Source organism: Ruegeria sp. B10 (genome assembly GCF_056539825.1).
Map to the genome: position 1 here is coordinate 285,155 of NZ_JBQFVP010000003.1, position 26,916 is coordinate 312,070.

Here is a 26,916-nt window from a genome sequence, read left to right on the forward strand (position 1 = left end):
CCAGCCCAAACCAGACCTTCAATTCCAAGCATGGTGACTTCCGAGATGCGGACAAAGCGACAGTTCGCTGCGGCTGCGCAGATGTCCGCTCCCGTGCGGCGATGCGAAGAGGATATTTTCTTGTCACTCAGGACCTTTCAACCAATTCAATTCAAATCACGACGGTACAAACTCTGCCATGCGCACCATCCAACTCGAATGTCATCATGTGTTTGTGGCACAACATCAATAACGCGAGCGCCAAGCCTTTAGAGACTCTTCGCAGCATATTCCTGACAAACATCGCATCTTCGTGCATGATAAAAAAACAGGCAGACTTTTTTTGCTTCCTGGAAGTGCTTGAAATCTCAAGAGGCGCGCTTTGGAAATATTGGTTAACGGCATAAACACGGTTCTTTGGAATTACGTATTGATCTACGGACTTCTTGGGACGGGTATCTTTTTTACAATTCGTCTTGGTGCGCTTCAGTTTCTCCATTTTGGGGAAATGTTGCGCGTCCTGACGTCTGCGAAGAGCACGGACAAAAGAGGTATTACTCCTTTTCAAGCGCTGACAGTAAGTCTGGCTTCGCGCGTCGGCACTGGAAACCTTGCTGGCGTAGCGGTAGCTCTGACCTTGGGAGGTCCAGGCGCAATCTTTTGGATGTGGATCGTGGCATTGGTTGGAATGGCCACCGCCTATTCCGAAAGCACTTTGGCACAACTCTACAAAGTCACATCCTCAAACGGAAGGTTCAGAGGAGGTCCCGCGTTCTACATGGCCAACGCCTTGAATGCTCCTTGGGCGGGGGTTATTTTCTCGATCTGCCTGATTGTCAGCTTTGGTTTGGTTTTTGTCGCCGTCCAATCCAACTCGATTGCTGAAGCTTTCGAGGGCGCGTTCGGCTTAAACAAATTGGTGGTTGGCATAGCGCTGGCCGCGGCCGCAGCGGTAGTCATATTCGGCGGCATAAGAACCATCGCAAAGTTTGCAGAGATCGTTGTACCGCTCATGGCGGGTCTCTACCTCTTGCTTGCCTGTATTGTCGTAGTCCTGAACATTTCCGAAGTACCCGCTATGTTGTGGTCGATTGTTGCCGGGGCATTTGGCCTTCAGGAAGCTGCCGGAGGCGTGACAGGAGGCGTCATGGCGGCAGCGCTTAACGGCATCAAACGGGGACTTTTCTCAAACGAAGCGGGCATGGGTTCAGCACCAAATATTGCGGCGGTTGCAACACCTGATCCCCACCACCCTTCCAGCCAAGGTTTCGTTCAGGCATTTGGGTGTTTTGTGGATACGATTTTGGTCGCAACGGCCACTGCACTGCTTATTCTTCTGTCGGGCGCAGTCGAAATTGACGGACCTACCGGTATGCGACTGACCCAAGACGCGGCGGCGGTCCATCTTGGCGAAATCGGTCGCCACTTTATCGCGATCGCTATCGTCTTCTTTGGCTTCACGTCCATACTTGGCAACTACTCATATGCCGAAAACGCAATGACGTTCCTAAAATTGGAAGGCAAGCTGCCGATCTACATCTTGCGTTTGGCCTGCCTTGCAATGGTTGTCTGGGGCGCTGTGCAAGCTGTTGCCACCGTGTTCAATTTCGCGGATGCGGCCATGGGAATAATGGCGACCATCAATTTGGTGGCGATAGTGCTGCTGTCTGGAACCGTCTACAAACTAACGGTGGATTATTTCTCGCAACGCCGACAGAATCTTGAACCTCGCTTTGACGCAAGCAAATTTCCCGAGCTTAGCAAGGGCGTAGATCACACTGTCTGGACGGAGGAGATCCATGCCGACACTCAAAACCACTGAAAGCGAAAGTCTTCAGGAAGTCTTGGACGATATCGCAGATCGCATTGCCGGCATGTCCGATAGGGGGAAAGTGGCGCAGTATATTCCAGAACTCGCCACAGTTGATCTGAACCAATTCGGTATTGCCATTGCACCCATCAACGGTCCGCTCGTATCTGCTGGAGACGCGAACACGCTGTTTTCAATCCAGAGTATCTCAAAAGTGTTCTCGCTTACTTTGGCGCTGCAACAGGTTGGCGCCACCTTGTGGCAAAGAGTTGGCCGAGAACCTTCCGGCGATCCGTTCAATTCGATCGTTCAGCTTGAACACGAGCGTGGAATCCCAAGGAACCCGTTTATCAACCCCGGTGCGATCGTAGTGGCCGACGTTCTGCTCGAAAACCGTTCTGCTGATGACGCAATCAACGACCTTTTGACGTTGTGCCGAGGGCTTTCGGAGGACAACTCGGTTGAGGTTGATGTGTCGGTTGCAGACTCAGAGATCCGAACCGGATCAAGAAATCGTGCACTTGCCCATTTTATGGAGGCGGAGGGTAACCTTAAGGCTCCGGTAGAGGAGGTTCTGTTGCTCTACTTTCGCCAGTGTAGCATCGCCATGTCTTGCGAACAGCTGGCACTAGCAGGTCGATTTCTTGCCGCAGCCGGGCAAAACCCGGCCACCGGCGCCAAAGTATTGTCAGCGCAACGCGCAAGAAGAGTTACTGCGCTCATGATGATGTGTGGATCCTACGATGCCTCGGGCGAATTTGCCTTCCGTGTTGGCCTTCCAGCGAAAAGCGGGGTCGGCGGCGGAATCCTGTGCATTGTACCTGGTATCGCGTCTGTTGTCGCCTGGAGCCCCGGGCTCGATCAAAAAGGCAATTCCCATTTGGCAACAATCGCATTTCAAGAACTGGTCCGCGCCACAGGGTGGTCCATCTTCGGACCAAGTGTTTAACCCGGATTGTGGGACCCGGGCTCAAGTGTTCTTAGTTCCGCTTTAATGACCGGCAGAGGACACAACTTAAGTCAGACCGGTATGGGTGGCGGCGCTGTCAGACGAGTGATCCGAGAATAGGTTTACAGCACTTTGAGCGGCGATCATCTTTTCATGGATAGAAGCTTAGAAAGCCCCCTACCCGCCTCAAACCAAGTTCTTATGACAAGACTGATCCAAGGGTATCTCCTCGGCAATCAACTCGCGCGATTTGTTATCCAATGGTTATAAGGCCTTAGCTAGATTTTCTGGCAAGACCGAGGCGCTGCTGTCAATCACTCCGCTTTCTGCAAACTGCCGATTAAGCCTGCCTCACAGAAACTCAAAAGGTTCAAGGTCATGCTCTCGCGATCCGCCTCGCCAATGTTTCCGCTTAGGGCCAAAATTCGCCACTGCGACGTACACAGGGCGAGCATTGAAGACACGGCAAACACCAACGCACCCGCGACTCGTTCTGGACTAGCCTCAGGGTGTTTTGAGCACAGCTTTTCTACAACCCGGATGGCCACCGGATCAAAGTGGGTTTTGGCCAAATCTCGCCACCGTGTATCAGCTGAGACAATCGCCACTATTCGTGCATAAGCAAGCCACTGAGGATCTCCGCTGAAGGCTCGCGAAACGAGCGGCAGCATGAAGGCTGACAACAAATCACAGACACTCCAGTCCGTCTGTGCGTCCAACAACTCAATTCTAGAGAGACGCTCTTCAGAGAGTTCGGAAGCTCGACGCGCCACTATGCGCTCGAACAGCTCTTCTTTAGGACCCCCGTGAAAATTCACGTTGGCTTTCTGAACCCCTGCGCGTTCAGCGATATCTCGAATTGAAGCGCCCTCGAATCCCCTCTCGGCAAAAACCTGTTCTGCAGCGTCGAAGATTCGTTCTCTCGCGGCGACGGATCGCTGCGACGGAGCTCTTTTTCTTTCTTTTACAGCATGTTGTGGCATCTCAAAAACCAGTTTGCCTTATTTATAACGTTCGTTCAAGATAAAAACTGTCGCAGGAGGAGACGCGAATGGAACAGGCGCAGGTGAGAGCGGGCCAGCTGGTTGAGGCAAAGGCCCGCCCCGAAGAGTGTTTTGCTTTGATCGGCGCGGGGCCAATGGGCCTTGCAATGGCAAAGACACTTGTCGAGCAGGGAGTTTCATTTCAAGGATTTGAACTGGCCGATGATGTGGGTGGTCTGTGGAACATCGATGCACCTCGGTCCACGATGTACGAGACCGCCCATCTCATTTCTTCCAAGCGCATGACGGAATTCACCGATTTCCCGATGCTAGAGGATACGGCAGAATATCCGTCACATCGCGAAATGAAGGCCTATTTCCACGACTTCGCAAAAGCGTTTGACCTGTATCAGCACTTTCATTTCGGAGCCGAAGTTCTGAAGACCGAACCATTGGAACGCGGCGGATGGGAAATAACCTGGCGAGACAAGACCGGCACCCATCATATCCAAAATTTTGCAGGGTTAATGATTGCCAACGGTACGCTGTCGGAACCTAACATGCCGGATTTCCAGGGTGAATTCACAGGTGAGCTCATCCATGCGTCCGAGTACCGCTATCCCACCCAATTTGCCGGTAAGCGCGTTCTGGTTGTTGGCGCGGGCAACTCCGGTTGCGACATAGCGGTCGATGCCATTCACCATGGCGTATCTTGCGACCTCTCTATGCGCCGCGGGTACTACTTTGTTCCCAAATATGTCTTCGGAGTCCCTGCTGACACCATGGGGGGTAAGATCCGCCTGCCCATGTGGCTTAAGCGAAAAGTCGATGGCGCGATCCTGAAGTGGTTTGTCGGTGATCCGCAGAAATACGGGTTTCCGAAGCCGGACTACGCTCTTTACGAGTCGCATCCAGTGGTCAACTCCCTCATTCTGTTTCACGCGGGGCATGGCGACCTGAAGGTTCGTCCGGATATCGAGCGTTTGGACGGCAAAACCGTTCATTTCCGCGATGGGACCTCGGCTGAATATGACATGATACTGGCTGCGACCGGGTATAAATTGCACTACCCTTTCATCGACAAGAAACATCTGAATTGGAAGGGTTCTGCGCCTCACCTCTACCTAAATTGCATGCACCCAGAACGAGATGACCTGTTTGTTCTTGGCATGGTCGAAGCATCGGGACTGGGCTGGCAAGGACGTCATGAGCAGGCCGAAATGGTCGCTCGCTACATTTCCGGATTGCGGTCAGGCAACTCCGCGGCGCAGGCAATCCGCTCCACCAAGTCCGAAGGGTATGAGAGAGCAACAGGAGGTATGAACTACATCGACCTTCCGCGCATGGCCTACTACGTGGACAAAGCGACCTACCGGAGAGAGGTAACGGGCCAAATCGCTGCACTCAAGGCGGCTGAAATATGAACGGAATAGATCAGGTCGTTCTGAATTTTGATGCCGGAAATCTTAGAGTTCTCAATGCCATCCTAGCGATCGTCATGTTCTCGATCGCGTTGGATTTGCGTACGGACGACTTTCGGCGCATTGCAGGTGCACCCAAGCCCCTCCTTGTCGGTCTTGTGTCGCAGTTTCTGGTACTTCCAGCGCTTACTTTTCTTATGATCGTCGCACTGCGGCCAATGCCATCTGTTGCGATGGGCCTTATCCTCGTTGCTGCGTGCCCTGGTGGGAACATATCAAATTTCATGACCCACCGGGCGAAAGGGAATGTGGCGCTATCAGTTTCAATGACCGCTTTCGCGACGGTCGGAGCCATCGTCGTCACACCCGCAAACATTGCGTTTTGGGGTAACCTATATGGCCCGACACGCGAGATCTTGCAGCGTACTGAAATTGACCCGGTCGCCGTCGCAATAACGGTCGGCTTCATGCTGATCTTACCTTTGGTCCTTGGGATGCTAGTAAACGCGCAGTTAAAACCATTAGCTGATCGCATCCGCCGCCCAATGCAATGGCTCTCAATGGCCATCTTTATTGCCTTCATTGTGCTCGCGCTGGCTGCCAATTGGGCGAATTTTCTTCAGGTCGCCGGAGCCGTCATTGGTCTCGTAGTTGTCCACAATGCGCTGGCATTCCTTGGCGGGTACACAACGGCGACGATCGCTGGGCTGGTCGAACGAGATCGCCGTTCAGTTACCATTGAAACAGGTATTCAAAATTCGGGGCTGGGGCTCATCCTGATCTTCGCCTTTTTCGGAGGGATGGGAGGTATGGCTGTTGCCGCTGCTTTGTGGGGCATATGGCACGCGATTTCTGGATTGGTTCTTGCGGGCTTCTTCGCAAGGCGGGAGATTCCAGTATGAAGCGCCTTCTCATCACTGGCGCTGCAGGTGCAGTCGGAACAGCGTTACTAAGTCGCTTGGCGCAGAAGGACAATTATACCGTGATAGCTACGGATATCCGAGAACCTGCAAAATTGCCGCCCAACGCGCGGTTCATCAAGATGGATGTGACCAGTAGCGACCCACACGACGTCATCATGTCAGAACGCCCCGACACGGTCGTGCATCTTGCTTCGATTGTAACCCCCGGGCCAGACACAACGCGGGATTTTGAGTACCAAGTCGATGTTGAAGGTACGCGCAAAGTTCTTGATGCAGCCATCTCCGCGGGAGTACAGCGACTGGTTGTTACTTCCTCTGGCGCGGCTTATGGCTATCACGCCGACAATCCAGCGCTATTGCGAGAAACGGACGCAATTCGCGGCAATCAGGAATTCGCCTATTCTTGGCACAAAAGACTGGTCGAGGAGATGTTGGCAGGCGCGAGAGAAACAGCCCCGGAATTAGAGCAAGTCGTATTGAGGGTTGGGACGGTTCTCGGGAACCATATCGAGAACCAGATAACGTCTCTGTTCCAAAAGCCTCGCCTACTTGGGCTGAAAGGTTCTGAGAGCCCCTTTGTCTTCATATGGGACAAGGACCTGGCAGAAATACTGCTGCGCGCATCGACAAACGGGCCTGCGGGCATTTTCAACGTCTCTGGCGACGGTGCGCTTACTGTTTCCCAAATCGCCAAGGCCATGGGCAAGACTGTGCGCTGGTTGCCGCCAAAGTTGGTCAAGATGGCACTGGCCGTGGCCCGACCCGTAGGGCTTTCTCGCTATGGTCCTGAACAAGTTCGATTTCTGCAGTTTCGGCCAGTGCTGGACAACACGGCACTAAAGGTGAAGTTCGGCTATCAACCCAAATACTCAAGTGCGGAAGCGTTTGAGCACTGGTGGGAGCACGCGAAGTGAAAAAAACTGCAGTCATAACTGGTGGTGCTGGCGGCCTGGGGCAAGCTTTATCTGAAGCATTGCGAGAACAAGGGTGGCATACCGTTACTATTGACCTTCCAGGCCCACGCCTCGACGCTTTGGTGGATGAGGAAGATCTTAGTCTCTACGCTTGTGACCTAACAAAACCTAAGCAGTGTGCAGATGTATGCGCTCAGATTTTGAAGGACAGGTCTTCAATTGACATGGTTGTTTACAACGCAGGGGTCACACAAATCTCGGCGTTTGCCGACAGTGATATGAACTCCCATCGCGACCTTTTTGAGATAAACTATTTTTCAGCAGTTGAGTGCGCTCGGCATTTCCTTTTTGCATTAAGAAAGTCCAAGGGAACGCATCTGGCGATCTCGTCAGTCGCGGGGTTTGCGCCACTTTTCCATAGAACTGCTTACGCCGCCAGCAAGCATGCAATGGAAGGGTTTTTTAAGTCTTTGAGAGCCGAGGAAACCAGTCACGGGGTGTCCGTTACTATTGCTGCACCTTCCTTTGTTGCTACGAACATCGGGCAAACCGAAAAAGACACTAAGGGTTTCGCCCGTCCGGGATCCGCAACTGACGGTGTTGACTATTTGACGCCACAAGACGCAGCCCAGATCATTCTCCGCGGGTCTCGGAACCGAAAAGCATTTGTGCCCGTTGGTCGAGTTGCAACCCTATCGAACGCCATGAACCGGCTAGCTCCTATGCTCTTCTTACGCCAAATGATGCGCACAATTGGAAAGAGTTAGTTCTCGGAGGGTGCTGTCAGACGAATTCGGACTAGTCTCACCTAAGCCAGTAGAGCTATCCTTCATGCCGGGGCAAGTTCGCGTCAATCGGCGAGAGCAGCAGCGCGTGTAAGCTTGAAGGCACCTCGGCTGGTGAGAGACCGCTCCTGGTTAAAGTGGTTGTAGAAGGAGGAGTGAATGGCGGCGAATTTCTGTAATCTTTGCATACGCCAAAAACGCTGCATCCCGCATTCTTTTCCTCAATGTCATTCGTGCCACCGACTATCGACCTTCCTGCTTCCAATCCAGCCCGAGACAAAACTATGACCGTTTAGAAATGCCAAAAGTGGTCATTCTGGCTCATTGCAGCACCCCACAAAATGGGCTCGGTGCGGTCATTCGGCTCAATTCCGTAAACGACTGAGTTGCGGACAAAGCGGAAATCGCAATGCATTTCTACTGGTCATTGCCGCCGCTTACTTGGCAAAGCCGCTGCCGCGGTGCGGCCGCCAAAGCAGCCGTTCGCTGTGGATGCCAGAACCTAGTTCAATAAAACTCGCTGCTTGCGGGACAGCTGTTACGTCACTTTTCGGTTCAAACGGCACTGAACGATCGGCAGAAATTTGTTCGCGCTACTTTTTTCGGGAAAGCAAAGCCTTGGATTACTATTCCAAGTAACCTTGTCACTTCATCCGCAGATTGGTGACACCCTCATTCGGTGCGCGGTCAGAAAAACTCTAGCTTTCAGATCATTGAACAAAGACTATAGTCGTCACGTTAAGCCGTTAGGCAGCTCCTCGCTCCACTTTCGCAATTCGTCGAGAAATCCAAGCGCCGTACCACCAAACTCGGTGATGGAATATTGAACGGAAATAGGGGCGGTATCCATTACTTGCCTCGCAACCAAGCCCTGCTCTTCTAGCTGGCGCAGCCGCTCGGCAATCATCTTCTTACTGGCCCCGCCAATCATGCGCGAAAGATCGTTGAAACGCACAGGTCCATCCTTAAGATGCCACAAGATCGAACCTGTCCACTTTCCGCCAATGATCCGCATACCGCGCTCGATTGCACATGGCTCATGACACGCCTCTGAGACATGTCGGCGCCCTTTGGCATCCTCATTAACTCGCGCCCGCATCATCGTCCTTTAGCTCAGACAAACAGGTTACCAAAAGTATACTAGTTGATTTCTCATACCTACACTCTCAAATGCTATTTGAACCCGCTGAAAGTCAAGGGTTCAGAGATTGCACAAATAGGATATGGACATGAGCAAAATCCTGATCGTGAACGGCACTCAGCCCTACGAATTCGCCCCCGGACAGTTGAACGCCAGCCTCGCCGAGAGAGCGCGCGACATGCTGACGGCAATGGGTCACGACGTTCGCGTGACCACCGTCGCCGACGGCTATGACTCGAATGCTGAGGTTGAGGCGCACCTCTGGGCCGATACAGTCATCATGCAGTTCCCGGTGAACTGGATGGGTGTTCCGTGGATCTTCAAGAAATACATGGATGAGGTTTATACGGCCGGCATGGACGGTCGCATGTGCGCAGGCGACGGTCGAACGACTGCCTCACCCAAAGCCAACTACGGCACCGGCGGCACGCTGAATGACAAGAAATACATGCTGTCGGTTACCTTCAACGCCCCGAAAGAAGCGTTCGATGATGCGTCCGAGCCTTTCTTTGCGGGTGCCAGCGTCGACGACCTACTAGCACCGATGCACTTGAACGCAAAGTTCTTTGCCATGCAGCCCCTTCCGACTTTTGCTGCATTTGATGTTATGAAGAACCCAGAAATCGAGGCCGATTTCGCTCGATTTGACGCGCATCTGAAAACCACATTTACCGAGGTTGAACATGTCCCAGCCTGATATCCATCTTTTCACTGCGGGAACGATGAACGGGTACAAGCCGGTTATCTTTCTAGAGGAGGCAGGCGTCCCCTACGACCTGACACACATCAACTTTTCCGAGCAGGAACAAAAAGCGCCGGATTTTCTGGCGCTGAACCCTAACGGAAAGATCCCAACAATCGAGGATCGTTCGGAAGGTCGCGCCATCTTCGAATCCGGTGCAATCCTGTGGCATCTGGCCGAAAAATACGGAAAGTTCCTGCCGTCGGAACCAGTAAAACGGTCCGAGGTGATGCAGTGGCTTCTGTTTCAAGTCGGCCATGTAGGCCCCATGATGGGACAGGCAATGTATTTCCAGCACATTGCAGCGCCGAATGGCCACGAAGAGCCCTTTTCAATCCGCAGATACGTAGACGAAAGCCGCCGCTTGATGGAGGTGATGAATACACGTCTGGACGGGCGTGAATGGATCGCTGCGGACGAATACACCATTGCCGACATGATGCTGTACCCGTGGGCGCGTGCTTATGTCTGGGCCCGGGTGGATGTATCGGACCTGCCGCATCTGAACGCCTGGTTCGACCGCATTGATGCCCGGCCCGCCGTGCAGCGGGCGTTGACCATTCCCAAGGCCAACCCTCAGTTCTGGGACGCCGACGCAGATGCCAGCGCCTTTGCTAAGGAAAACGCAGCGCGGTTTTCGAGCGATGTGAAAGGAAGCTGAAGCGGTGAATGCCGGGCATTTCCGGCATGATCACCACACGATCGGACTGGAAATTCCAGTGCGCCCTCGCTGAACAACCGTTGCAGGGTTGCAAGGCGAGGGTCTCCACGCCAACCTTCATCCTATAGAAAAACACTCAATCGGGGTGGTCGCTCGCCGACCACTACAACCTTGGAATTTTGAAGGGTCCCTAATTTATGGCACTGCATAACCACCCCATGTGGCGGAAGCCGCAACATCATCAAGACCTCGACCACACTCACGACCACGTCCACTGGGCCGAGTTGTTCTATGACCTGATCCATGTTGTGACGATCTTCCTTCTTGGGAACTACCTGTCACACCACCTCGATCTGAATGGGTTTCTTGTGTTCGCCGGTGTCTTCATCACGCTCTGGTACGCGTGGGGTGAGCTCAGTATTTTCAACTCGATCTACGTCAGCACCGATTTCTGGCATCGCCTGATCATGGCCGTGATGATCTGTACGGTGATGTTCATGGCCGCCGCCATCCCCGCCATCGACGGCAAGGGCTGGGTTTTCTTCGCGTTGGGGTTTGCCGCGAACAGAGCCATGATCGCCGCGCTATATTTCCGTGCTCAGCGAACCAATTCCCCGGGCGTTTCGATGTCGGCGGCACAGATCCGCAACTTCTCGGCCTTTGCAGTGATCTTTGCCATCACGGCGTTTCTGCCTAAACCGCTTGCCTATTGGGCGTTTGCTGCCGCGATGGTTGCCACGCAGGCGATGTACATGATCCCCGGCGTCACTGTCCTGCGCTTTGAACGGTTCGTCCCGCGCCTTGGTCATATGGCAGAGCGGTTTGCCTTGTTGACGCTGATCGTTTTGGGTGAAGGGTTCTTCAAACTGGTCGTCACACTGTCTGAAAAAGGCATCTACAAAGTTTCACCCGACGTGCTGGTCAACTTTGTTATTGGCGGCGTTTCGATGTTCGTGATGTGTTGGATCTATTTCGACTTCGTTGGCAACGCCAAACCTAAAGACAAAAAGGTTTCGACCTTGGTGATCTGGTGGCTTGCTCATCTGGTTTTGATGTTGTGTGGCGTCATGGTCGGCGTGGCCCTTGCGGCCGAGGTTAAGGTCGGGTTTTGGGAGCCTTACCCAACAGAATACGCTGCCATTGGCTGTTTCGGCCTTGCAGGCTACATCGCCATGCTTTGGGTACTTCAGAACGTCATTGAACACCGTGTGGCCTCAGATTTCGGGCGTTGGGATGTGCGGGTGTTTGGGATCGTTTTGGCAATCGCCTGTTTCTATATTGTCCCGCATGTCCCCTCCTTGGTTGGCAATCTGATTTGGGGCACGGCCTTGCTGTCTCAAATCGCGATTCCCTTGATGCGCGCAAGAGCGAAGCTTCGCCATGACTGAAGCTGTGACAGGTGCAAACTACCTGAGAAAAAGAGTGTACTGGTGGCTCGAGCGCCCAGACCGTGCTGCGACCGGCCCTTGGGTACTTGAACTCGCTCTAATCGCTCTGATCACTCTGAACGTGGCCGCTGTTATCCTTGAAACGGTCGATTCAATCTATGACCGCTGGTGGGTCGCACTCAATCTGTTCGAAAGCCTTTCATTGTTCGTTTTCGTGGTGGAGTACGCGGCGAGGCTGTGGGTTGCGACAGAAAACCCAAACTACAAAACGCGCGCATCCTGGGCCGTTTCTCCAATCGCTATAATCGACCTATTGGCCATACTCCCAGCGCTGCTTTACCTACTCTTTCCAGTTGACCTGCGGCTGCTAAGAACCTTCCGTATGTTGCGCTTGCTCAAGCTCACAAGGTACTCACCCGCGCTCGGCATGCTGCTTGCGGTGTTCGAGGAAGAAGCGGGCGCCTTTTTTGCGGGTTTCTTCATCCTGATGGTGATGCTGATCTTTGCTGCAAGTGGCGCTTGGCTAGCAGAGCACGAGGCGCAACCAGAAGCCTTTGGCTCAATCCCGGCGGCGATGTGGTGGGCGATGGCGACATTGACAACCGTCGGCTATGGCGACGTAACGCCCGCGACAGTTGCCGGTAAGATCTTCGGCGCTGCGATCACAGTGATTGGCATTGGAATGGCTGCATTGCCAGCAGGGATCATAGCAAGCGGTCTAAACGACCAGTTGCACCGCCGACGGGCCAGCCTGGAACGTGAATTTCGAAAGGCGTTGGTCGACGGCGATATCTGCGAGGCCGATGAGAAAGAAATTGACGCAGTTCGAAAGCAATTGGGTCTCTCGCGCCGCGCTGCGGATCATATCCGCAACCGCGTGCATGCCGAAACGATTTCACAGGTTGATCACTGTCCCACTTGCGGTCAGCCAACGAAATAAAGTGACGATCCCTGATCGGTCACAACGACAACCCGGCGTTGACGGGAAAATTCTATCACTGCATGCTGCGCTGCCTCCGAGGTCCGTGATGAGCTCCTAGCCACGGACGCTGCATCGGGCTTGAACTACCGTCGCGTGAGCGTTTTTCGGGATCACCGCAATCCAGAAAGCGAGATTCTCGTTATTGTCCGTCTTCTCGGCCAGATAGAGCAGCAACCAAGAAAACGAATACTATTGTCAGCGGGGTCGGAAACATGGTCTACACTGGAGAAAAGCCGTGTTTCGCGGTCACACTCATTGAAGATTGGCCAGCAAAGACAAACATTTTCTTGCCGCAGGATTTTTTTGCCCAAAATGTGTTAGCCGGGCATAGACCTTTGTGGATGTCGAATGCCAATCGACTGGCATCTCTACCAAATCGCCACGCGCCAGATACGGATCAACAAAGCTTCGCCAGCCCAAACCCAAACCTTGACCCAAAACCGCGGCTTCCAAAAGATAGACATAACTGTCGAATTCTTCTGAAATCGGCCAATCAGCGTATTCTGGGTGTGCCCTCCACCAATCTATCCAATCCACCCAGCCGAAGTTTTCTTTCTGTAACCGCAGAAGAGGCGGTGCTTCACACTTTCCCGACAAAGCGTCTAACGCACTCCTGACCATTTCAGGCGTACCAACCGGTTTTATCTGTTCCTCACATACCAGGACATGTTCCGTATCGGGCTCTGTTTCAGAATACTCGAAGACAATATCGCCACCAGTATCCACTGCCGCTTCAATCAGATTGTATTCGGCTGTCATGATCCGCAGTTCGGCCTCATTTCCTAAGGCGTTGCGAAGATTTCCGTATCGGGGCATTAACAACAGGTGCGAGACTGAGTGCGAACAAACCAGCGTGACCCGATTGTCCACCTGTTTCAAATCTTCAATCGCATTTTCTAAAGCATTAAAGCCCTGAACAACACCGGCGTAGAACTGGCTGCCCTTGGAGGTAAGGGCCACAGGGCTCTTATCGCGATGAAAGAGCGCGACACCATACCGGATTTCCAGATTGCGGATATGGCGGCTGATTGCCGGCTGCGATGTATTCAGCTCTTCGGCAGCGCGTGCAAAACCCCTTAGACGAGCAACCGCTTCGAATGCAACAAGAGAGCTTAAAGAAGGGATATTGTATCTACGATCCACTATATCATTCTTGATATGGTTATGAGCACATAAAAGCAATGGAAAACGCATGCGTTCACAGCCATCCTCGCCAGCAGAACTCGTGATCTAAATCTGATTGGGCAAGCCGTGACAGACTATTCTAAGCCCAGGAAATGGGCCGACTCCAAAGTGAAACTTTTCCCCCACCAAGTGGGGTTTACCTGCCCTCCGCATGATTTTGATGCGGCCCCGTCCGATTTCCTACGCATGGCCCCGCGCAGCGTTGGCGTGCATGGCCGAATGCTGCACGTGCCGGACTATGCCCACCGCCTGGATCAGCGTAAAAAGAACTTTGGCCTGCTGGAAGAGTACATGGAATGTATGGCCAATAACGGCGCTGACGTCTGTGGACAAGTTGGCTCGAACTGGGTACATGCCAGCGGGCTGGGTGTCGAAGGCATCCGTCACCATTGCGAAATGCTGAGCGACAAGTACGAGACCCCGTTCCATATGGCAGGCTATGCCATGGTCGAGGCACTGCGCGATCAGAATGTCGAGAAGGTTGCGCTCAACGCCTGCTACCACAGAGACACCTGGTATCAGGGCACCGTAGGTTTTCTGAAAGAAGCCGGGTTTGATGTGGTCTGGGCTGGAAACTTTTTTGACCAAGGGTGGTTCGACAGTCAGGAAGAAGTTGACGATTGCATTTGGTGCTTTGACGAAGAGCTAATTTACAAGTCCTTCGACTATACCGCTGACAAAGCGCCCAATGTCGATGCCTATCTGATCAACGGGATGAGCAATTACCGCCGCCCGTCCGACGGAATCGCCCGTCGCCCGGTTCACTACGAAGTCGAACTTGAAAAACGCCTCGGTAAGCCAGTCATCGGCCATGACACCGCGCTCTACTGGCGCATTTTCAAAACCTTGGGCCTGGCCCCCGAAACCCGGCAAGGCAGCCTACTCTCCTCCCTGAAAGACTGAAGTGATGCACAAGATTTTAGCTGTTTGGGCGATTCCTCGCTCCACCTCAACCGCGTTTGAATGGATGATGCGCCAGCGCGGTGATCTGGATTGCCTTCATGAACCTTTTGGTGAGGCCTGGTACCAAGGTGAAGACCCGATGTGGCCGCGTTTCAAAGAGGGTGAAGTCACGACCCCCGGCCTGACCTTGGAAAGCGTGTGGGAAGACATCAAAGTTCGTGCCGAAAAAGGTCCGGTCTTCATCAAGGATTTCCCGCACTACATCAACCACATGTGGGATCCAGAATTCCTGTCGCATTTCACCCATGCGTTCCTGATCCGCGACCCCGCCAAGACGATTTCCTCAATGTATAACAAGTGGCCGGACTTTGATGAGCTTGAGGTCGGTTTTCCCGAGCAGCGTGCGCTGTTTGACTTATTGACTGCGTTAAATGGCGGCAAGTCACCCCCGGTTATCGACAGTGATGACCTTCTTGAAGACCCCAAACACGTCACCGCAGCGTTCTGTGCTTCTGTCGGTATCCCCTTCATCGAAGACGCGTTGACCTGGAAAGCTGGGGGAGACCCATCCGAGCATAGCTGGTGGGACGGTGGGTCTTTCCATGCGAACCTAGCCCAGTCTACCGGTCTGCAACCCCAGAAACGAAGGTATATCGAAGTCGCCGACGCGCCAGAACGCGTGCGCCGAGTGCACCGCAGGATGAAGCCTCACTATGATCATCTGTACAAACACCGCATCCGCGTGTCGAATACTGTCTGAGAAAAATGCAAAATAGAACAAACAGGTCGAAACAGCGGTGGCTCGACGCCCCGCTAGGGGAGCGCACTGTGGCCCGCTTCCTGAACACAATGTACGGTATGCCTCGACGGAAACAGCTACAGGTTGAGTTCGCTGAAATTTTGCCTGGTGGCGGCTGGCGAGGCAGATGTTAATCCCCAGTATAATCCGACCTTGGAACGGGACACCATTGCAAGCCACGTGGTCTTGGCTTCAGTAGGTGGCCGCGTCACCAATCCGTGTAAAGGCCGCATCGCTTTTCGGGAGGATTTCCAACGAAATAGCGCCTTCATCACTTGGTGCAATTGGACCATTCTTAACCAGTAGGTAAAATTCGAACATATTACCGCAACGGGTACCAACGCGTGCTTCGAATGGATTGTAACTGATGGGCTATGCATCGGGTGCGGGCATTGTGCTTCGCTCCTTGGTACTGAAAAGGTGAGCATAATCAAGGATGAATACCGTGAGCTAAGGCCCAACATTCAGTCTATGTCAGACAAGGCTGATGTTGATCTCGTTTGTGCCCGATCAAGCAATGTCGCATTTCCTGTTCGACAACGGGATTGACCGGAACCAAGTTTCCTCTCTGCGCTACCGCGGGCGCGGTTGCCCGGGACCCACCACGATTGAAACGATGGATGGGACGCGGCGGGATTTTCACTATCTCGATATTTGGGGAGAAGACAAAAGTTGCTGGTCGCTGCCACCTCGCTGCAAGATCTGTCCGGATGGCATCGGTGAAGTTGCCGACATCGCGGCGGCAGACACTTGGCTGGACTCTGCGCCAGACCGAGAGGCCTCTGCCACAGACCCGGGCACCAATTCGATCACGACACATAGGCGGCGTAGGGCCGAGTTGCTGGAGGCTGCGACTGCTGCCGGGTTTCTTGAGGATGGCGAGCCGGTCGATTTTGAATTCATGAACAACACCCAACCCCACCAGGTTGTCAAAAAGTGGAATATGCGCGTCCGCTTTGATGGATTGCATTGTGCCGGGCGCTTGGTTCCAGAAACTTTTGGACTTCGTCTGGAGGCGCTTAATCGTGAGAACTCGGCTATTCGGAACCGGGAACAAGAACAGGGAGCATTTGCACGCGCTTAAGAACAACGAACACTACGCCTGAAGGGCCGGCAAGTGCCCAAGGCATAACCAACTAGGGAGACTACAATGAAAATGAAACTACTCGCGGCCAGCGCTGCGGTCGCGCTTGGTGTTGCCGGTTCGGCGCAAGCAGATTGCGGCGAAATTTCAATTACCGAGATGGACTGGGGCTCTGCGATCATTGTAACGCAGGTCAGCAAGTTCCTGCTGGAACAGGGTTACGGCTGTTCCGCGACGATTGTCCCATCGGCGACGACGCCCGCGCTGGCATCGGTTGCGGAAACCGGTGAGCCGGACATTCTAACCGAGCTGTGGACCAACGGTGCCCCTGCCTATCCTGGCTTGATCGAAAGCGGCGCCATCATCGAACGGGCTAAGGTGCTGTCGGATGGCGGGATCGAGGCCCGGTGGATTCCCACTTATCTTGCCGAGGCGCATCCAGAATTGACGACGATCGAAGGCATTTTGGCCAATCCCGATTTGGTGGGCGGTCGGTTCCATAATTGCCCGGTAGGCTGGACCTGTCAGCGGGTCAGCTCGAACATGGCAAAGGCGGCTGGTCTTGCGGATGCGGGGATCGAGGATTTCATCCACGGCTCGGGCGAGACGCTGGCGGCCTCTATCTCCTCGGCCTATGACGCCAAAGAGCCGTGGTTCGGCTATTACTGGGCGCCGACCTCAATCCTGGGCCGCTACCCGATGGTGCAGGTTGATGTAGGCCCGCACGTGCCGGAAGCGCACGAGTGTAACAGCCAGGAAGAATGCGCCGAACCAGTGCTGGGGGCCTTCCCTTCGAGCGACGTGACCACGGTTGTGACCAACACTTTTGCGGAGTCGCATCCTGACGAGACGGCGCTTATGGAAAACGTCCAATTCACAAACGAATTCATGAACGGTCTGTTGGCTTGGCAGGAAGAGAACAACGCCTCGGGCGAAGTGGCTGCGGTGTATTTCCTGACCAACTTCCAGGACACTTGGAGTGAATGGCTGAACGATGACGCTCGCGGGAAACTGTCGGCGCTACTGAAATAACAAAAAATTCGCAAAAAGGCCCGGGCGTCCCAATTCGTCGCCCGGGTTGGCAGGGAAAGGGATTACATGGCTTTTTATGACCGCATGTTCGATGCGTTGGGACTTCGGGAATGGTGTGACGCATCAGGCAGCGGCGCCAATCTATCAATGGCGGACCTGTTGGCACAGACCAACGCAACAAACGGCGAGAATGGCCCGGCCTTTCCTTTCCCCTCGCTGAATGCACTGAACGAGGCCTGCCCGAGCATCCCGCAATCGCGGGATTTTGTCTCGGCGGTCGAGGACGGGTCCTAGCGATCAAAGACGCGCTGAAATTCGTGCTGGACCCGCTGACGCAGCCGCTATCCTGGATGCTAGAGTGGGCGCTGATTGCAGTGGATGCGGTGCCGTGGTGGATCATGCTGCCAGCGCTGTTCGTGTTAACTTGGTATGTGTCGCGCTCTGCCATCGTGACCGGGTTCGTGATCTTTGTCTTCTGTTTCCTGGGCCTGATCGACCATCTGGAGCCCGCAATGCAGACGCTCTCCATTGTTCTGGTCTGTACCGGGCTCTGTATCCTTTTAGGTGTGCCCATAGGTATCGCCATGGCGAAATCCGACAGTTTCCAACGCATGATCCTGCCGGTGCTAGACCTTTTGCAGACGCTGCCGACTTTCGTTTATCTGATCCCGCTGATCTTCTTGTTCAGCGTCACCGAGCCGAAGCTATATGGCATCGCCATCATCGTTTATGCCATCGTGCCGGTGATCCGACTGACCGATCTGGGCATCCGGCTGGTTGACAAGGATGTGGTCGAAGCGGCCGATGCTTTTGGCATGTCGCCGAGACAGAAACTGTGGGGAGTCGAGCTGCCGCTGGCGCTGCCCAACATCATGGCAGGTGTCAACCAGACCATCATGATGAGCCTTGCAATGGTTGTGATCGCTTCGCTGGTTTCTGCACCCGGATTGGGTGTTCTGGTGCTGCGCGGCATCCGAAATCTGGAATTGGGCGTTGGTTTGATCGCCGGTCTGGGCATTGTGCTGCTTGCCATTGTGCTTGACCGCGTATCCAAAGCCGCTTTGGCGCGCGTCTCTGCCGCGCAGAAACACTAAGAAGCGGTGAGATATGAACGCTGAACCAAAAATCTCGATCCGCAACCTCTACAAAATCTTTGGCGCTCATCCCGATCGCGCGATGGAACATGTGCGGCACGGCATGGGCAAGACTGACTTGCTTGAGAAAGAGGCCCATGTGCTGGGCCTGCAAGACATCAATGTCAACATGCAGGCGGGTGAGATCACGGTGATAATGGGTCTTTCGGGGTCTGGTAAATCGACGCTGATCCGGCACCTGAACCGGTTGATCGAACCCACGGCAGGAGAGGTGTGGGTCAATGGCAAGAACGTGTTGGAGTATGACACTCTGAAGCTGCGCGACATGCGGCTGAACACGATGTCGATGGTGTTCCAGAAATTTGCACTGCTGCCACACAAGACCGTGGCCGAGAACGCGGGCATGGCTCTGGCGGTTCGTGGCAACAGTAAAGACGAGATCGTCGCAGCGGGCAGGAAATGGCTTGCCCGAGTGGGTCTTGCGGGCTACGAGGATCATTTTCCGCACCAGTTGTCCGGTGGCATGCAGCAGCGGGTGGGCATCGCCCGAGCGCTGGCCTCGGATTCCGAGATCATGCTGATGGACGAGGCGTTCTCTGCGCTCGATCCGCTGATCCGCACCGACATGCAAGACTTGCTGCTTGAGTTGCAAAAGGATCTACACAAGACGATCATATTCATCACCCACGACCTGGACGAGGCGCTCAAACTGGCCGACCACCTAGTGATCCTCAAGGATGGCTACGTGGTGCAACAGGGTGAGCCGCAAAATATCTTACTGAACCCGAACGACCCTTACATCGAGGACTTTGTCAGCGACATCAACCGCGCCCGCGTGCTGCGCGTGCGTTCAGTTATGGACAAGGACGGTACCCATGAGGGCGAGTTTGATGGGGATGTGGATGTAAATGACAATCTCGAACACCTGATCTCGATCTCGGGCGGCGACACCTACAAGACCTACCGGGTCATGAGCGGCAGTGAACAGGTCGGCGTTCTCAACATGAAAGACCTCGTCAAGGCCCTCGTACCAGCTCATGTCGAACAAAGGACCGTCATGTAGTCGCGGTCTACTACAAAGCCATTGGCATTCTAAAAGACCGCCAATTCTAGGGCGTTTACTACCGCTCTTTGTACTGGAAGTTAGGTCATAAGTGCTTCGCGAATAACTAAGAACAGCCACTTATGCAGCCGCAGTAGAAACTCGCTTTGCCCGCAAGTCGGGCGGCGGTGTCGAAAAACTCGCTGCGGTTGGGACGAACGGCAGCTTTTGCTGCTGCGTTGCGGCTATCGGCTTCAACCGTGGTGTTGCCGCAGCTGCGAAGGTCAGGGCTGTGTCACTTCTGCATCGGACTCGTAGCCGCCGTTCGCTGCAATCTGCGCAAACGACCGCGACGCGGACAAAGCCGACTTCTGAAGAACGTGGTCTAGTGACCGCTCTTTCGAAGCTTCGATTGAGGCACACAGCTTAAATCGACATGAGCCATTTCTTGAAAATCCTTACTGTGACTCGTTCTTGATCACCCGGACGACAGACGAAGTAGAGTGCGCGATCCAATGGAACACGGGTTTCATCCAGACGGATCAACCGACCAAGTTTCAAGTCCCTAGCTGCCAAAAGACGTCTCGCCAACGCCACGCCTTGCCCGTCAATCGCGGCCTCCAACAAAACAGCACTGTCGACGTACTTGATGCTCTGCGCGTTGATACGATCAGGGCTCAAACCAACTTGTGTTGCCCAACTTTCCCATCCGACGTTAAAGGCGTCGTGCAAAAGTGGAAGACTGGCCACGTCCTCGGCGCGCATTGGCAGCCGGGTTTGATCAACAAGAGACGGCGCAGCCACGACAATCAGTTCCTCTTGCCGGACTTGCTCATGATATAGCCCGTCCCAGCCGGGTTCGCCAAAGCGCAAAGCGACATCAACTTCGGATACATCGAAATCCGCAAATACATCATTCGTGTCCAGCAACAATGAAATACCAGGATGTTCTTGTTGAAACGAGTTGAGTAGCGGCACAAACCACTTGAGCGCAAGCGATGTGGACAAAGACACTGTAATCGACTGGCGGTGATGAAGTCGTTTCACCTCCATCACGCCCAGCTGCAATGTCGAAAACGCCCCGCGAGTTGATTGATGCAGGCGTTCCCCGGCCTCGGTCAGTTCAACACCATTTGGTCGGCGGTGAAAGAGCGTCACACCAAGATGCAGTTCCAGCAACTTGATTTGTCGACTGATCGCCCCGTGGGTGACGTTCAAAACATCCGCTGCTCTGCTCAGGCTGGAGTGGGTAGCGGTCTCGTCAAATGCCTGAAGGGCGCGAAGGTGTCTGAGGTTCTCCATGATGTGAGGAAACCTAACAGAAATGTTCAATTAACTCGATAGGATTACCTAATTCCAAGAGGGTACACTGCTATCAAAGCAATAATTCTCACATACTATACATCTGAAGAAAGGGGATACCATGCCCGATACCAAAGTCGCGCTGATGACAGGCACAGGACAAGGTATTGGCCGGGGTTGCGCCATTGAAATGGCAAACGCGGGCTACAAAGTTTCGCTGATGTCCCCGTCAAACCGGTCTGTTGAACTGGCGGAAGAGCTTGGGGGCATTGGTCGTCGTGGCTCTGTTTTAGATGTCGACGATCTCCGAAAGATGATCGACGACACCATGAGCAAATATGGAAGGATCGATGCAATCGTCAGCAATATGGGCCACGGCGGTGCGGTGCCAGAAGCGATAAAGACGGTAGGGTTTGATCCCGACTTTGACGGGCCGCTTTTGGAACTCAGCGACGCGTTGTGGCACGAAAGTCTGGATATGTACGTACTGAACGTCGTCAAGATCGCCCGCATTGTCACGCCCATATTGATCGAACAGGGCGGGGGCGCATTCGTAAACATTTCGTCCATGAACACAATCGAGCCGCGTGCGCCCTATCCCATGAGCATGCTGCGTGGCGCTCTGCACAGTTTCTCAAAGCTTTATGGAGATCGCTACGCACGGCATAATATACGCATGAACAACCTGCTGCCCGGGTTCTGCGAAAACGTAAATCTTTCAGAACAGGCCCGTCGGGAAATCCCAGCTCAGCGGCCGGCAACATTCGAAGAAATCGGGCAAGCCTGCGTATTTCTTGCCAGCGATGGAGCCCGGTACATTAACGGTCAGAGCATTCTATCCGATGGCGGGATGAACCGCGCGGTACGATAGCAAAGAGGTGCTAAAATGATTGTTACGGAACTCAAAGATATACTTGGCACAGATCGGGACGTTTCCGGGCCCGGTTGGAATAGCAGAAGACTGCTTCTCGCGTCGGATGGGATGGGGTTCTCGCTGACTGATACGATCATTAAAAAAGGCGCAGTGCTGGAGCTGAAATATACCCATCATTTGGAAGCGTGTTACTGCATCGAGGGCAAGGGGCAGATCAGAGCGTTTGAAGATGAAACCTGGCATTTCCTTGAACCATTTTCCCTCTATGCCTTGGATCAACACGACCGACATTTAGTGCGTGCAACAGAGTTTGACCTTCGGCTTGTCTGCGTATTCAATCCACCGCTCAGCGGGCGCGAAGTACACCGCGAAGACGGAAGTTATGCTCCAACTGTATCTGTATGAGCACGGTGATATATGTTGCGCAAACCGGCCGTTCGAGAAGAGCGCAGCCTCTGGAAATTTAGGCTCTCTGAGGACCATCTAAACACGGTGAGAATGACAAATCACTGAGATCAGATCTGTCATCAAAATCGGTGAAGCTTCTTTGCGACCTGGTAGGTATTGGCGTAAGCCGTGACGGACGCCTCAATGGGGTCGGCATAGCCGCCGCCGATTGCCATCGAGACCGGGATGCCCCGGCCTTTGCAGGCGTTCAATACCGCCTGATCGCGTTGGATAAGGCCATCATGGGTCAGCGCAAGCCGCCCTAGCTTGTCTTCTGCCAGCGGATCAACGCCTGCCTGGTATAGAATGAGGTCGGGACGAAATTCAAACACAGCCGGCAAGTGATCGGCTAAGGCGCGAAGGTAGTCCTTGTCGCCGGTGCCATCCGGCAGGGCAACATCGAGATCCGCTGGAAACTTGCGGAACGGAAAATTCTTTTCCCCGTGCATCGAAAAGACGAAGACCGATGGGTTGTCGGCGAAAATGGCGGCGCTACCGTCACCCTGGTGGACATCAAGATCGATGATTGCGACCCTTTCGACCATGCCAGCCGCAAGCAGGTGGAGCGCCGCGACAGCCTGATCGTTGTAGACGCAATAGCCAGATCCAAACGTAGGATGAGCATGGTGAGTGCCGCCAGCAAACTGTCCCGAGATACCGTACTCCTGAGCGGTCTCAGCAGCAGCAATTGCGCCACCGGCCGTGGCGCGAACCCGCCTCACAAGTTCCCGGCTCCACGGGAAGCCAATCCGTTTCATGGCCTTTTCCTCCAGTTCCCCGTTTTCAAACTGCGCGACAAAACCGGCGGCGTGCGCACGCAATACCGCTTCATCGCTAGCTGGCAAAGATTTTGCGATCTGTGCCTCCTGAAGAATACCGTCTTTCAGCAGTAGCGTGTGAAGCATTTTGTACTTGCCCTTCGGAAACCGATGTCCGGAAGGCAGACTAGGGGAAAATCTGTGAGGAGAGTAAAATCTCATGGCTTAGGTGAAGAAAAACTCAGGCAATTCGCCAAAGCATAGCCGACCTCCTAACTGGTCTGCAACTTCGGCCGCTGATAGCATTGCGTTTCAAGTGGTGCGTGAATGTAAGGGAAAGCCACAGTTGATATCTAATGCGAATGTCTGCTTTGTGGTTCACTCGTAGTGGACGCGCAATCCTACGTTTTGTTGTCGCTAGATGGGGAGAGTTCGCGTTAGTTGGAATGCATTCAACTATGCGATGTTTCGACTTCGTAGGCCTCGATCATCTCGTGGCCTGTTCGAAAAAAGAACTTCTTCGAGACAAAGTTGGCTATTCCATAGCGTTCGAGTTCTGCCTCTATCGATGGTTCGGCAAAGAGAAACACGACCTTAATGTCACGATCGTGGAGTGTTTGAATGGTTGATTTCAAAACGCTCCCGGCAGTGTAATCGATGTCGTCAATTGCAGAAGCGTCGATACAGAACCAGTGGGTCTTTTCTTCGATCGCGGCGATGACATCGACAACCTCATTCGCAAATCGCTGCGCGTTCGCATAGTACATCCCGTGTGAAAAGCGGTAAACAATGAGCCCAGGTTCGAATTGCTCGGGTTTGTCGAGTGGTCGTGCCAGCCATTCCCCGTCTGGCATTTTAGTGATGATGGAATTCTTGGGCCGGTATCCTTTACGCGTATGATCGATCAGCGAAAAAACCATCGCAAAAATGATGCCTTGTTCGACTCCGGTGGCTACAACCACGGCGGCCGTGCCCATTGCGATCCCGAACTCAGTGGGCGCTTGGACGAAGATTTCCCGCAATCCGCGCAAGTCTATCAGCTTCAAACCAATCAGGAATACGACGGCGGACAGCACAGCCTCAGGCAAGAACGCAAGAGGCCGCGTAAGGAACAAGAGAACAAACAACACGACTAGCGCCGTAGTCAATTGGGCTATCTGGCTTCGGCCTCCGGCACCGGCAACCATCTCGGTCTTGGTAGGGCTTCCATTGACAACAAAAGTCGCGCTGAATGCCGCGCCAATATTGGCAATACCAAGCCCGACAAGATCGGTATCTTCGTTGAACTTTTCCCCGTAACGCGCTGCATAGGCGCGAGACGTTGCAGCACTCTGCGCCAGGATGACGACGAGTATCGCCAGCGCTGTAGGGAGCAGCTGCTTGAATGTCGTCCAGTTCCAGTCAACCTGCGGGATAGAGAGTGAAGGCAAACCGCTCGGCACGGGGCCAAGCAAGGCAATCCCGTTTCTTTCGAAGTCAAAAAACCAACTTAGTCCGATGATCCCGATGACAGCAATCAATGGCCCAGGCACCTTTTGGGACAGGCGTTTTGCTCCGATCACAATGACCAAAACTGCGGTTGCAATCAAAAATGTCGCCCAACTGATCTGACTGATTTTCTGATAAGCGCTTGAGAGTTTCTGGACCGTGCCATGACCGCTCGTTTCAATGCCTAAAATCCCAGGTAACTCGCCCAAGGCGACCTGAATACCAACTCCGGTCAGAAAACCGACCAGAACCGTTCTTGACAGGAAATCGGCCAGAAACCCCAGACCGACGACTCTGGCCGCGATCAAGAGAATACCTGCCATCAGCGCCAAAAGCGAAGCAAGCGCCATGTATTCAGAAGAACCACTTACAGCCATGCCAGCCAAGGCTGATGCAGTGATGGCAGCAGTCGCCGAGTCTGCGCCAACAACAAGGTGGCGTGAAGATCCGAATATCGCGAAAAGCGTCATTGGAATCATAATCGTATAGAGCCCGGTAATGACCGGTGTTCCTGCAATTTTCGTATAGCCCATGACCTCGGGTATCGCGAGGCACGCGAAGGTCACTCCGGCAAGGATTTCGGCCGGAAGCTTGGCCGGAACAATAGGCAGAACTCCCTGCAGAACCGGAAGGGAAGATCCGTAAGAATGGGACGTTTTGTCAGACATTCAAATGTTGCACTTTCGGGTTAGCCCCCACGTGGCGGCAGAAGCTATTTCTCGTGATAGCACTGGCGTTTTTCGAATGCATGGAACTTTTTGCAGATTTCATCGAATTTGCAACGTCCGGTTTATGCGCATTGCTGCAATTGGGGCATCGCGCAGCATTGGGGAAAGTGGGCTCGATTCGGTCATGCGATGATATTTTGTAAGTGTCTCCTATGCGCTCGGAGCTGGTAACAGACAGATTTGACTGAACGGCTGCCAGCCTATTTTAGAGAAAAAAGGGAATTTCGTATGCACAGATGGATTTACATTGGGTTCGCGTTGCTGGTTTCAGCGTGCAACCCACCTCCCAAGGCTCCATTGGTCACTAACGCGAACGGTCAGACTGCCATCCAAATCAACACAAGCGGGCTGACAGGCTACGAGTCGACCTGTTAAGAGATCACAAGAGGCAGCGTTCGCGCGATTGGACACAAGAGAGCGCGCATCCCAAAAGGTATCGATGCCAGCAGCTGAACCGTCACCCCAGACGAGTTCAAGCGGATGCGCCAATCAGCGATTCTGGCGGGCGGACCCGGTTCTGGCAATCGGTAAATGAAGGAGAGGCCGGTATATGTTCAACGATGATGTCCAGGCACGATGCCCTGAATGCGGATCGCCGGATACGTTGATTACGGGTGAGAAAGCTGCCTGCAATGCATGTGGGTACGAGGAGCCATTTCTGCTCGGTGAGGAGGTGCGCAACGGAGCGGAAGAGGTCGTGATCAACGCGCAGAAAATGGCACGGGCGAGAGACGTTCTGCAGCGACGGGATTTCGCTGGGTAGGTGGGTGGCTGAAGAGGCCAGATATTCGGAAAATTGAAAGCTTGCTGCGCGGGCCTCTCAGAGTCGCAACATGGGCCACGTTTGTCCGAAGGCGAGAAAACCGTTACCCCCCTTTAAATAGGCGTAGAGAGAATCCGGAAGGGTTCTGATTAGGTTTCTCTGCAGCGACTTGCTCGGCAGGGCCCACGCGCTTTATTCTGCGCGCGCTGCGCTGTAATCCTCGTCTGACACATGCTCCATCCAATCAGCAGTCTTGCCCTCGACAGACGTCTGCACAGCCAGATGGGTCATCGCACAGTCTGGCGCCGCGCCGTGCCAATGCCGCTCTCCTGGCGCAAACCACACCGTATCGCCAGGGCGCAACACCTGCACTGACTGCCCCTCAGCTCCAGCTAGGCCCGAGCCCGACAAGACATGCAGCGTTTGACCGGCGGGGTGCGTGTGCCACGCCGTCCGTGCTCCGGGCTCAAAAGTCACAGTAAGGATCTTGACCGGCGAGGGATCATTCCCTGTAACAACGGGATCAAAGCGGACTGTACCGGTGAAATACTTATTGCCGGGAAATTGAGAGGGCCGGTCCCCCGCACGGTGAATTTTCATGATGTGCTCCTTCGTTGCGCTGCTCCTGGGGACATAGCAGAGTTCCAATTTCAAACCCAGATGCACGCCGGGTCGGCGCGGCCATCTGGGCACCATTGTCGAATGCCCAGATTGCGACTGTAACCGGTCAGCGGATTGC

The 26,916-nt window shown here is 53.9% G+C and carries 25 protein-coding genes and 3 pseudogenes; 20 read left to right on the forward strand and 8 right to left on the reverse strand.

What is annotated here, in order from left to right; translation table 11 throughout:
* Window positions 1-361: 361 nt before the first annotated feature.
* A complete protein-coding gene (locus tag ACR0J4_RS05865) occupies window positions 362-1,801 on the forward strand; it encodes an alanine/glycine:cation symporter family protein (protein WP_170640533.1) in 1,440 nt (479 codons plus the stop codon).
* Complete coding sequence (locus ACR0J4_RS05870; RefSeq protein WP_170640535.1) at window positions 1,779-2,738, forward strand: glutaminase; 960 nt, start codon at window positions 1,779-1,781, stop codon at window positions 2,736-2,738. The genes ACR0J4_RS05865 and ACR0J4_RS05870 overlap by 23 nt, the downstream gene beginning before the upstream one ends.
* 314 nt (window positions 2,739-3,052) lie before the next feature.
* Here the strand turns inward: ACR0J4_RS05870 and ACR0J4_RS05875 are convergent, their stop codons facing one another.
* Window positions 3,053-3,721 carry a TetR/AcrR family transcriptional regulator gene (locus tag ACR0J4_RS05875; protein ID WP_170640537.1) on the reverse strand — a complete coding sequence of 223 codons (669 nt, stop codon included), beginning with the start codon at window positions 3,719-3,721 and terminating at the stop codon, window positions 3,053-3,055.
* A gap of 68 nt (window positions 3,722-3,789) precedes the next feature.
* On the opposite strand from ACR0J4_RS05875, the gene ACR0J4_RS05880 reads away from it, so the two are divergent.
* From ACR0J4_RS05880 to ACR0J4_RS05895, 4 genes are read left to right on the forward strand one after another with little or no spacing between them, the layout of a single operon-like run.
* The gene (locus tag ACR0J4_RS05880; RefSeq protein WP_170640539.1) at window positions 3,790-5,145 is read left to right on the forward strand and encodes an NAD(P)-binding domain-containing protein; all 1,356 of its coding nucleotides are present in this window, start codon (window positions 3,790-3,792) and stop codon (window positions 5,143-5,145) included.
* Window positions 5,142-6,044: a bile acid:sodium symporter family protein gene (locus ACR0J4_RS05885; protein WP_170555706.1), complete on the forward strand. Its 903-nt coding sequence runs from the start codon at window positions 5,142-5,144 to the stop codon at window positions 6,042-6,044. Before ACR0J4_RS05880 ends, ACR0J4_RS05885 begins: the two co-directional genes overlap by 4 nt.
* Window positions 5,981-6,979, forward strand: a complete 999-nt coding sequence (locus ACR0J4_RS05890; RefSeq protein WP_480668326.1) for an SDR family oxidoreductase — start codon at window positions 5,981-5,983, stop codon at window positions 6,977-6,979. Before ACR0J4_RS05885 ends, ACR0J4_RS05890 begins: the two co-directional genes overlap by 64 nt.
* Window positions 6,976-7,746 (forward strand): SDR family NAD(P)-dependent oxidoreductase, encoded by a 771-nt coding sequence (locus ACR0J4_RS05895; protein WP_480668327.1) that lies wholly within the window; start codon window positions 6,976-6,978, stop codon window positions 7,744-7,746. Before ACR0J4_RS05890 ends, ACR0J4_RS05895 begins: the two co-directional genes overlap by 4 nt.
* Before the next feature lie 83 nt (window positions 7,747-7,829).
* On the opposite strand, the pseudogene ACR0J4_RS05900 reads toward ACR0J4_RS05895, so the two are convergent.
* Window positions 7,830-7,982 (reverse strand): annotated as a pseudogene (locus ACR0J4_RS05900) (IS6 family transposase); the annotation flags it as partial.
* Between the two features lie 515 nt (window positions 7,983-8,497).
* Complete coding sequence (locus ACR0J4_RS05905; RefSeq protein ID WP_480668328.1) at window positions 8,498-8,866, reverse strand: winged helix-turn-helix transcriptional regulator; 369 nt, start codon at window positions 8,864-8,866, stop codon at window positions 8,498-8,500.
* A gap of 127 nt (window positions 8,867-8,993) precedes the next feature.
* Between ACR0J4_RS05905 and ACR0J4_RS05910 the strand changes: the two genes are divergently transcribed.
* The 4 genes from ACR0J4_RS05910 to ACR0J4_RS05925 all read left to right on the forward strand — a co-directional run bounded on the left by ACR0J4_RS05910 (window position 8,994) and on the right by ACR0J4_RS05925 (window position 12,636).
* Entirely contained in the window at window positions 8,994-9,602 is a 609-nt protein-coding gene (locus tag ACR0J4_RS05910; RefSeq protein ID WP_170640541.1) for an NAD(P)H-dependent oxidoreductase, read from the forward strand.
* On the forward strand, window positions 9,589-10,308 hold the full coding sequence (locus ACR0J4_RS05915) for a glutathione S-transferase N-terminal domain-containing protein (RefSeq protein WP_170640543.1): 720 nt from the start codon (window positions 9,589-9,591) through the stop codon (window positions 10,306-10,308). The genes ACR0J4_RS05910 and ACR0J4_RS05915 overlap by 14 nt, the downstream gene beginning before the upstream one ends.
* A gap of 197 nt (window positions 10,309-10,505) precedes the next feature.
* Window positions 10,506-11,696, forward strand: a complete 1,191-nt coding sequence (locus ACR0J4_RS05920) for a low temperature requirement protein A (protein WP_170555711.1) — start codon at window positions 10,506-10,508, stop codon at window positions 11,694-11,696.
* Window positions 11,689-12,636: an ion transporter gene (locus ACR0J4_RS05925; protein ID WP_170640545.1), complete on the forward strand. Its 948-nt coding sequence runs from the start codon at window positions 11,689-11,691 to the stop codon at window positions 12,634-12,636. Before ACR0J4_RS05920 ends, ACR0J4_RS05925 begins: the two co-directional genes overlap by 8 nt.
* Before the next feature lie 294 nt (window positions 12,637-12,930).
* On the opposite strand, the gene ACR0J4_RS05930 is transcribed toward ACR0J4_RS05925, so the two are convergent.
* Complete coding sequence (locus tag ACR0J4_RS05930; RefSeq protein ID WP_170640547.1) at window positions 12,931-13,872, reverse strand: LysR family transcriptional regulator; 942 nt, start codon at window positions 13,870-13,872, stop codon at window positions 12,931-12,933.
* Between the two features lie 177 nt (window positions 13,873-14,049).
* Here ACR0J4_RS05930 and ACR0J4_RS05935 point away from each other — a divergent pair, with 177 nt between their 5' ends.
* The 7 genes and pseudogenes from ACR0J4_RS05935 (at window position 14,050) to ACR0J4_RS05965 (ending at window position 19,838) form a co-directional block, all read left to right on the forward strand.
* Window positions 14,050-14,766: a hypothetical protein gene (locus ACR0J4_RS05935; RefSeq protein ID WP_480668329.1), complete on the forward strand. Its 717-nt coding sequence runs from the start codon at window positions 14,050-14,052 to the stop codon at window positions 14,764-14,766.
* A 4-nt stretch (window positions 14,767-14,770) separates the two neighbouring features.
* A complete protein-coding gene (locus ACR0J4_RS05940; RefSeq protein ID WP_170640551.1) occupies window positions 14,771-15,526 on the forward strand; it encodes a sulfotransferase-like domain-containing protein in 756 nt (251 codons plus the stop codon).
* 126 nt (window positions 15,527-15,652) lie between these two features.
* Window positions 15,653-15,775, forward strand: a pseudogene (locus ACR0J4_RS05945) (3'(2'),5'-bisphosphate nucleotidase CysQ); the annotation flags it as partial.
* A gap of 277 nt (window positions 15,776-16,052) precedes the next feature.
* Complete coding sequence (locus tag ACR0J4_RS05950) at window positions 16,053-16,649, forward strand: Coenzyme F420 hydrogenase/dehydrogenase, beta subunit C-terminal domain (RefSeq protein ID WP_170640555.1); 597 nt, start codon at window positions 16,053-16,055, stop codon at window positions 16,647-16,649.
* Between the two features lie 66 nt (window positions 16,650-16,715).
* On the forward strand, window positions 16,716-17,681 hold the full coding sequence (locus ACR0J4_RS05955; protein ID WP_170747295.1) for an ABC transporter substrate-binding protein: 966 nt from the start codon (window positions 16,716-16,718) through the stop codon (window positions 17,679-17,681).
* Between the two features lie 66 nt (window positions 17,682-17,747).
* Window positions 17,748-18,775, forward strand: a pseudogene (locus ACR0J4_RS05960) (ABC transporter permease).
* A gap of 13 nt (window positions 18,776-18,788) precedes the next feature.
* The gene (locus tag ACR0J4_RS05965) at window positions 18,789-19,838 is read left to right on the forward strand and encodes an ATP-binding cassette domain-containing protein (RefSeq protein ID WP_170640559.1); all 1,050 of its coding nucleotides are present in this window, start codon (window positions 18,789-18,791) and stop codon (window positions 19,836-19,838) included.
* Between the two features lie 405 nt (window positions 19,839-20,243).
* Here ACR0J4_RS05965 and ACR0J4_RS05970 read toward each other — a convergent pair whose 3' ends face one another.
* On the reverse strand, window positions 20,244-21,119 hold the full coding sequence (locus ACR0J4_RS05970) for a LysR substrate-binding domain-containing protein (protein WP_480668330.1): 876 nt from the start codon (window positions 21,117-21,119) through the stop codon (window positions 20,244-20,246).
* A gap of 121 nt (window positions 21,120-21,240) precedes the next feature.
* Between ACR0J4_RS05970 and ACR0J4_RS05975 the strand changes: the two genes are divergently transcribed.
* Both ACR0J4_RS05975 and ACR0J4_RS05980 read left to right on the forward strand, forming a co-directional pair.
* Complete coding sequence (locus ACR0J4_RS05975; RefSeq protein ID WP_170555720.1) at window positions 21,241-21,990, forward strand: SDR family oxidoreductase; 750 nt, start codon at window positions 21,241-21,243, stop codon at window positions 21,988-21,990.
* Between the two features lie 15 nt (window positions 21,991-22,005).
* Window positions 22,006-22,398, forward strand: a complete 393-nt coding sequence (locus ACR0J4_RS05980) for an ectoine synthase (protein ID WP_170555721.1) — start codon at window positions 22,006-22,008, stop codon at window positions 22,396-22,398.
* A 122-nt stretch (window positions 22,399-22,520) separates the two neighbouring features.
* Here the strand turns inward: ACR0J4_RS05980 and ACR0J4_RS05985 are convergent, their stop codons facing one another.
* Both ACR0J4_RS05985 and ACR0J4_RS05990 read right to left on the reverse strand, forming a co-directional pair.
* Window positions 22,521-23,420 carry a histone deacetylase family protein gene (locus ACR0J4_RS05985; RefSeq protein WP_170640561.1) on the reverse strand — a complete coding sequence of 300 codons (900 nt, stop codon included), beginning with the start codon at window positions 23,418-23,420 and terminating at the stop codon, window positions 22,521-22,523.
* A 230-nt stretch (window positions 23,421-23,650) separates the two neighbouring features.
* Window positions 23,651-25,354 carry a SulP family inorganic anion transporter gene (locus ACR0J4_RS05990; RefSeq protein ID WP_170640563.1) on the reverse strand — a complete coding sequence of 568 codons (1,704 nt, stop codon included), beginning with the start codon at window positions 25,352-25,354 and terminating at the stop codon, window positions 23,651-23,653.
* Window positions 25,355-25,964: 610 nt separating this feature from the next.
* Here ACR0J4_RS05990 and ACR0J4_RS05995 point away from each other — a divergent pair.
* Complete coding sequence (locus ACR0J4_RS05995) at window positions 25,965-26,177, forward strand: eukaryotic translation initiation factor eIF-2-beta/eIF-5 family protein (protein ID WP_170640565.1); 213 nt, start codon at window positions 25,965-25,967, stop codon at window positions 26,175-26,177.
* Between the two features lie 192 nt (window positions 26,178-26,369).
* Here ACR0J4_RS05995 and ACR0J4_RS06000 read toward each other — a convergent pair whose 3' ends face one another.
* Window positions 26,370-26,777, reverse strand: a complete 408-nt coding sequence (locus ACR0J4_RS06000; protein WP_170640567.1) for a (R)-mandelonitrile lyase — start codon at window positions 26,775-26,777, stop codon at window positions 26,370-26,372.
* Between the last annotated feature and the right edge of the window lie 139 nt (window positions 26,778-26,916).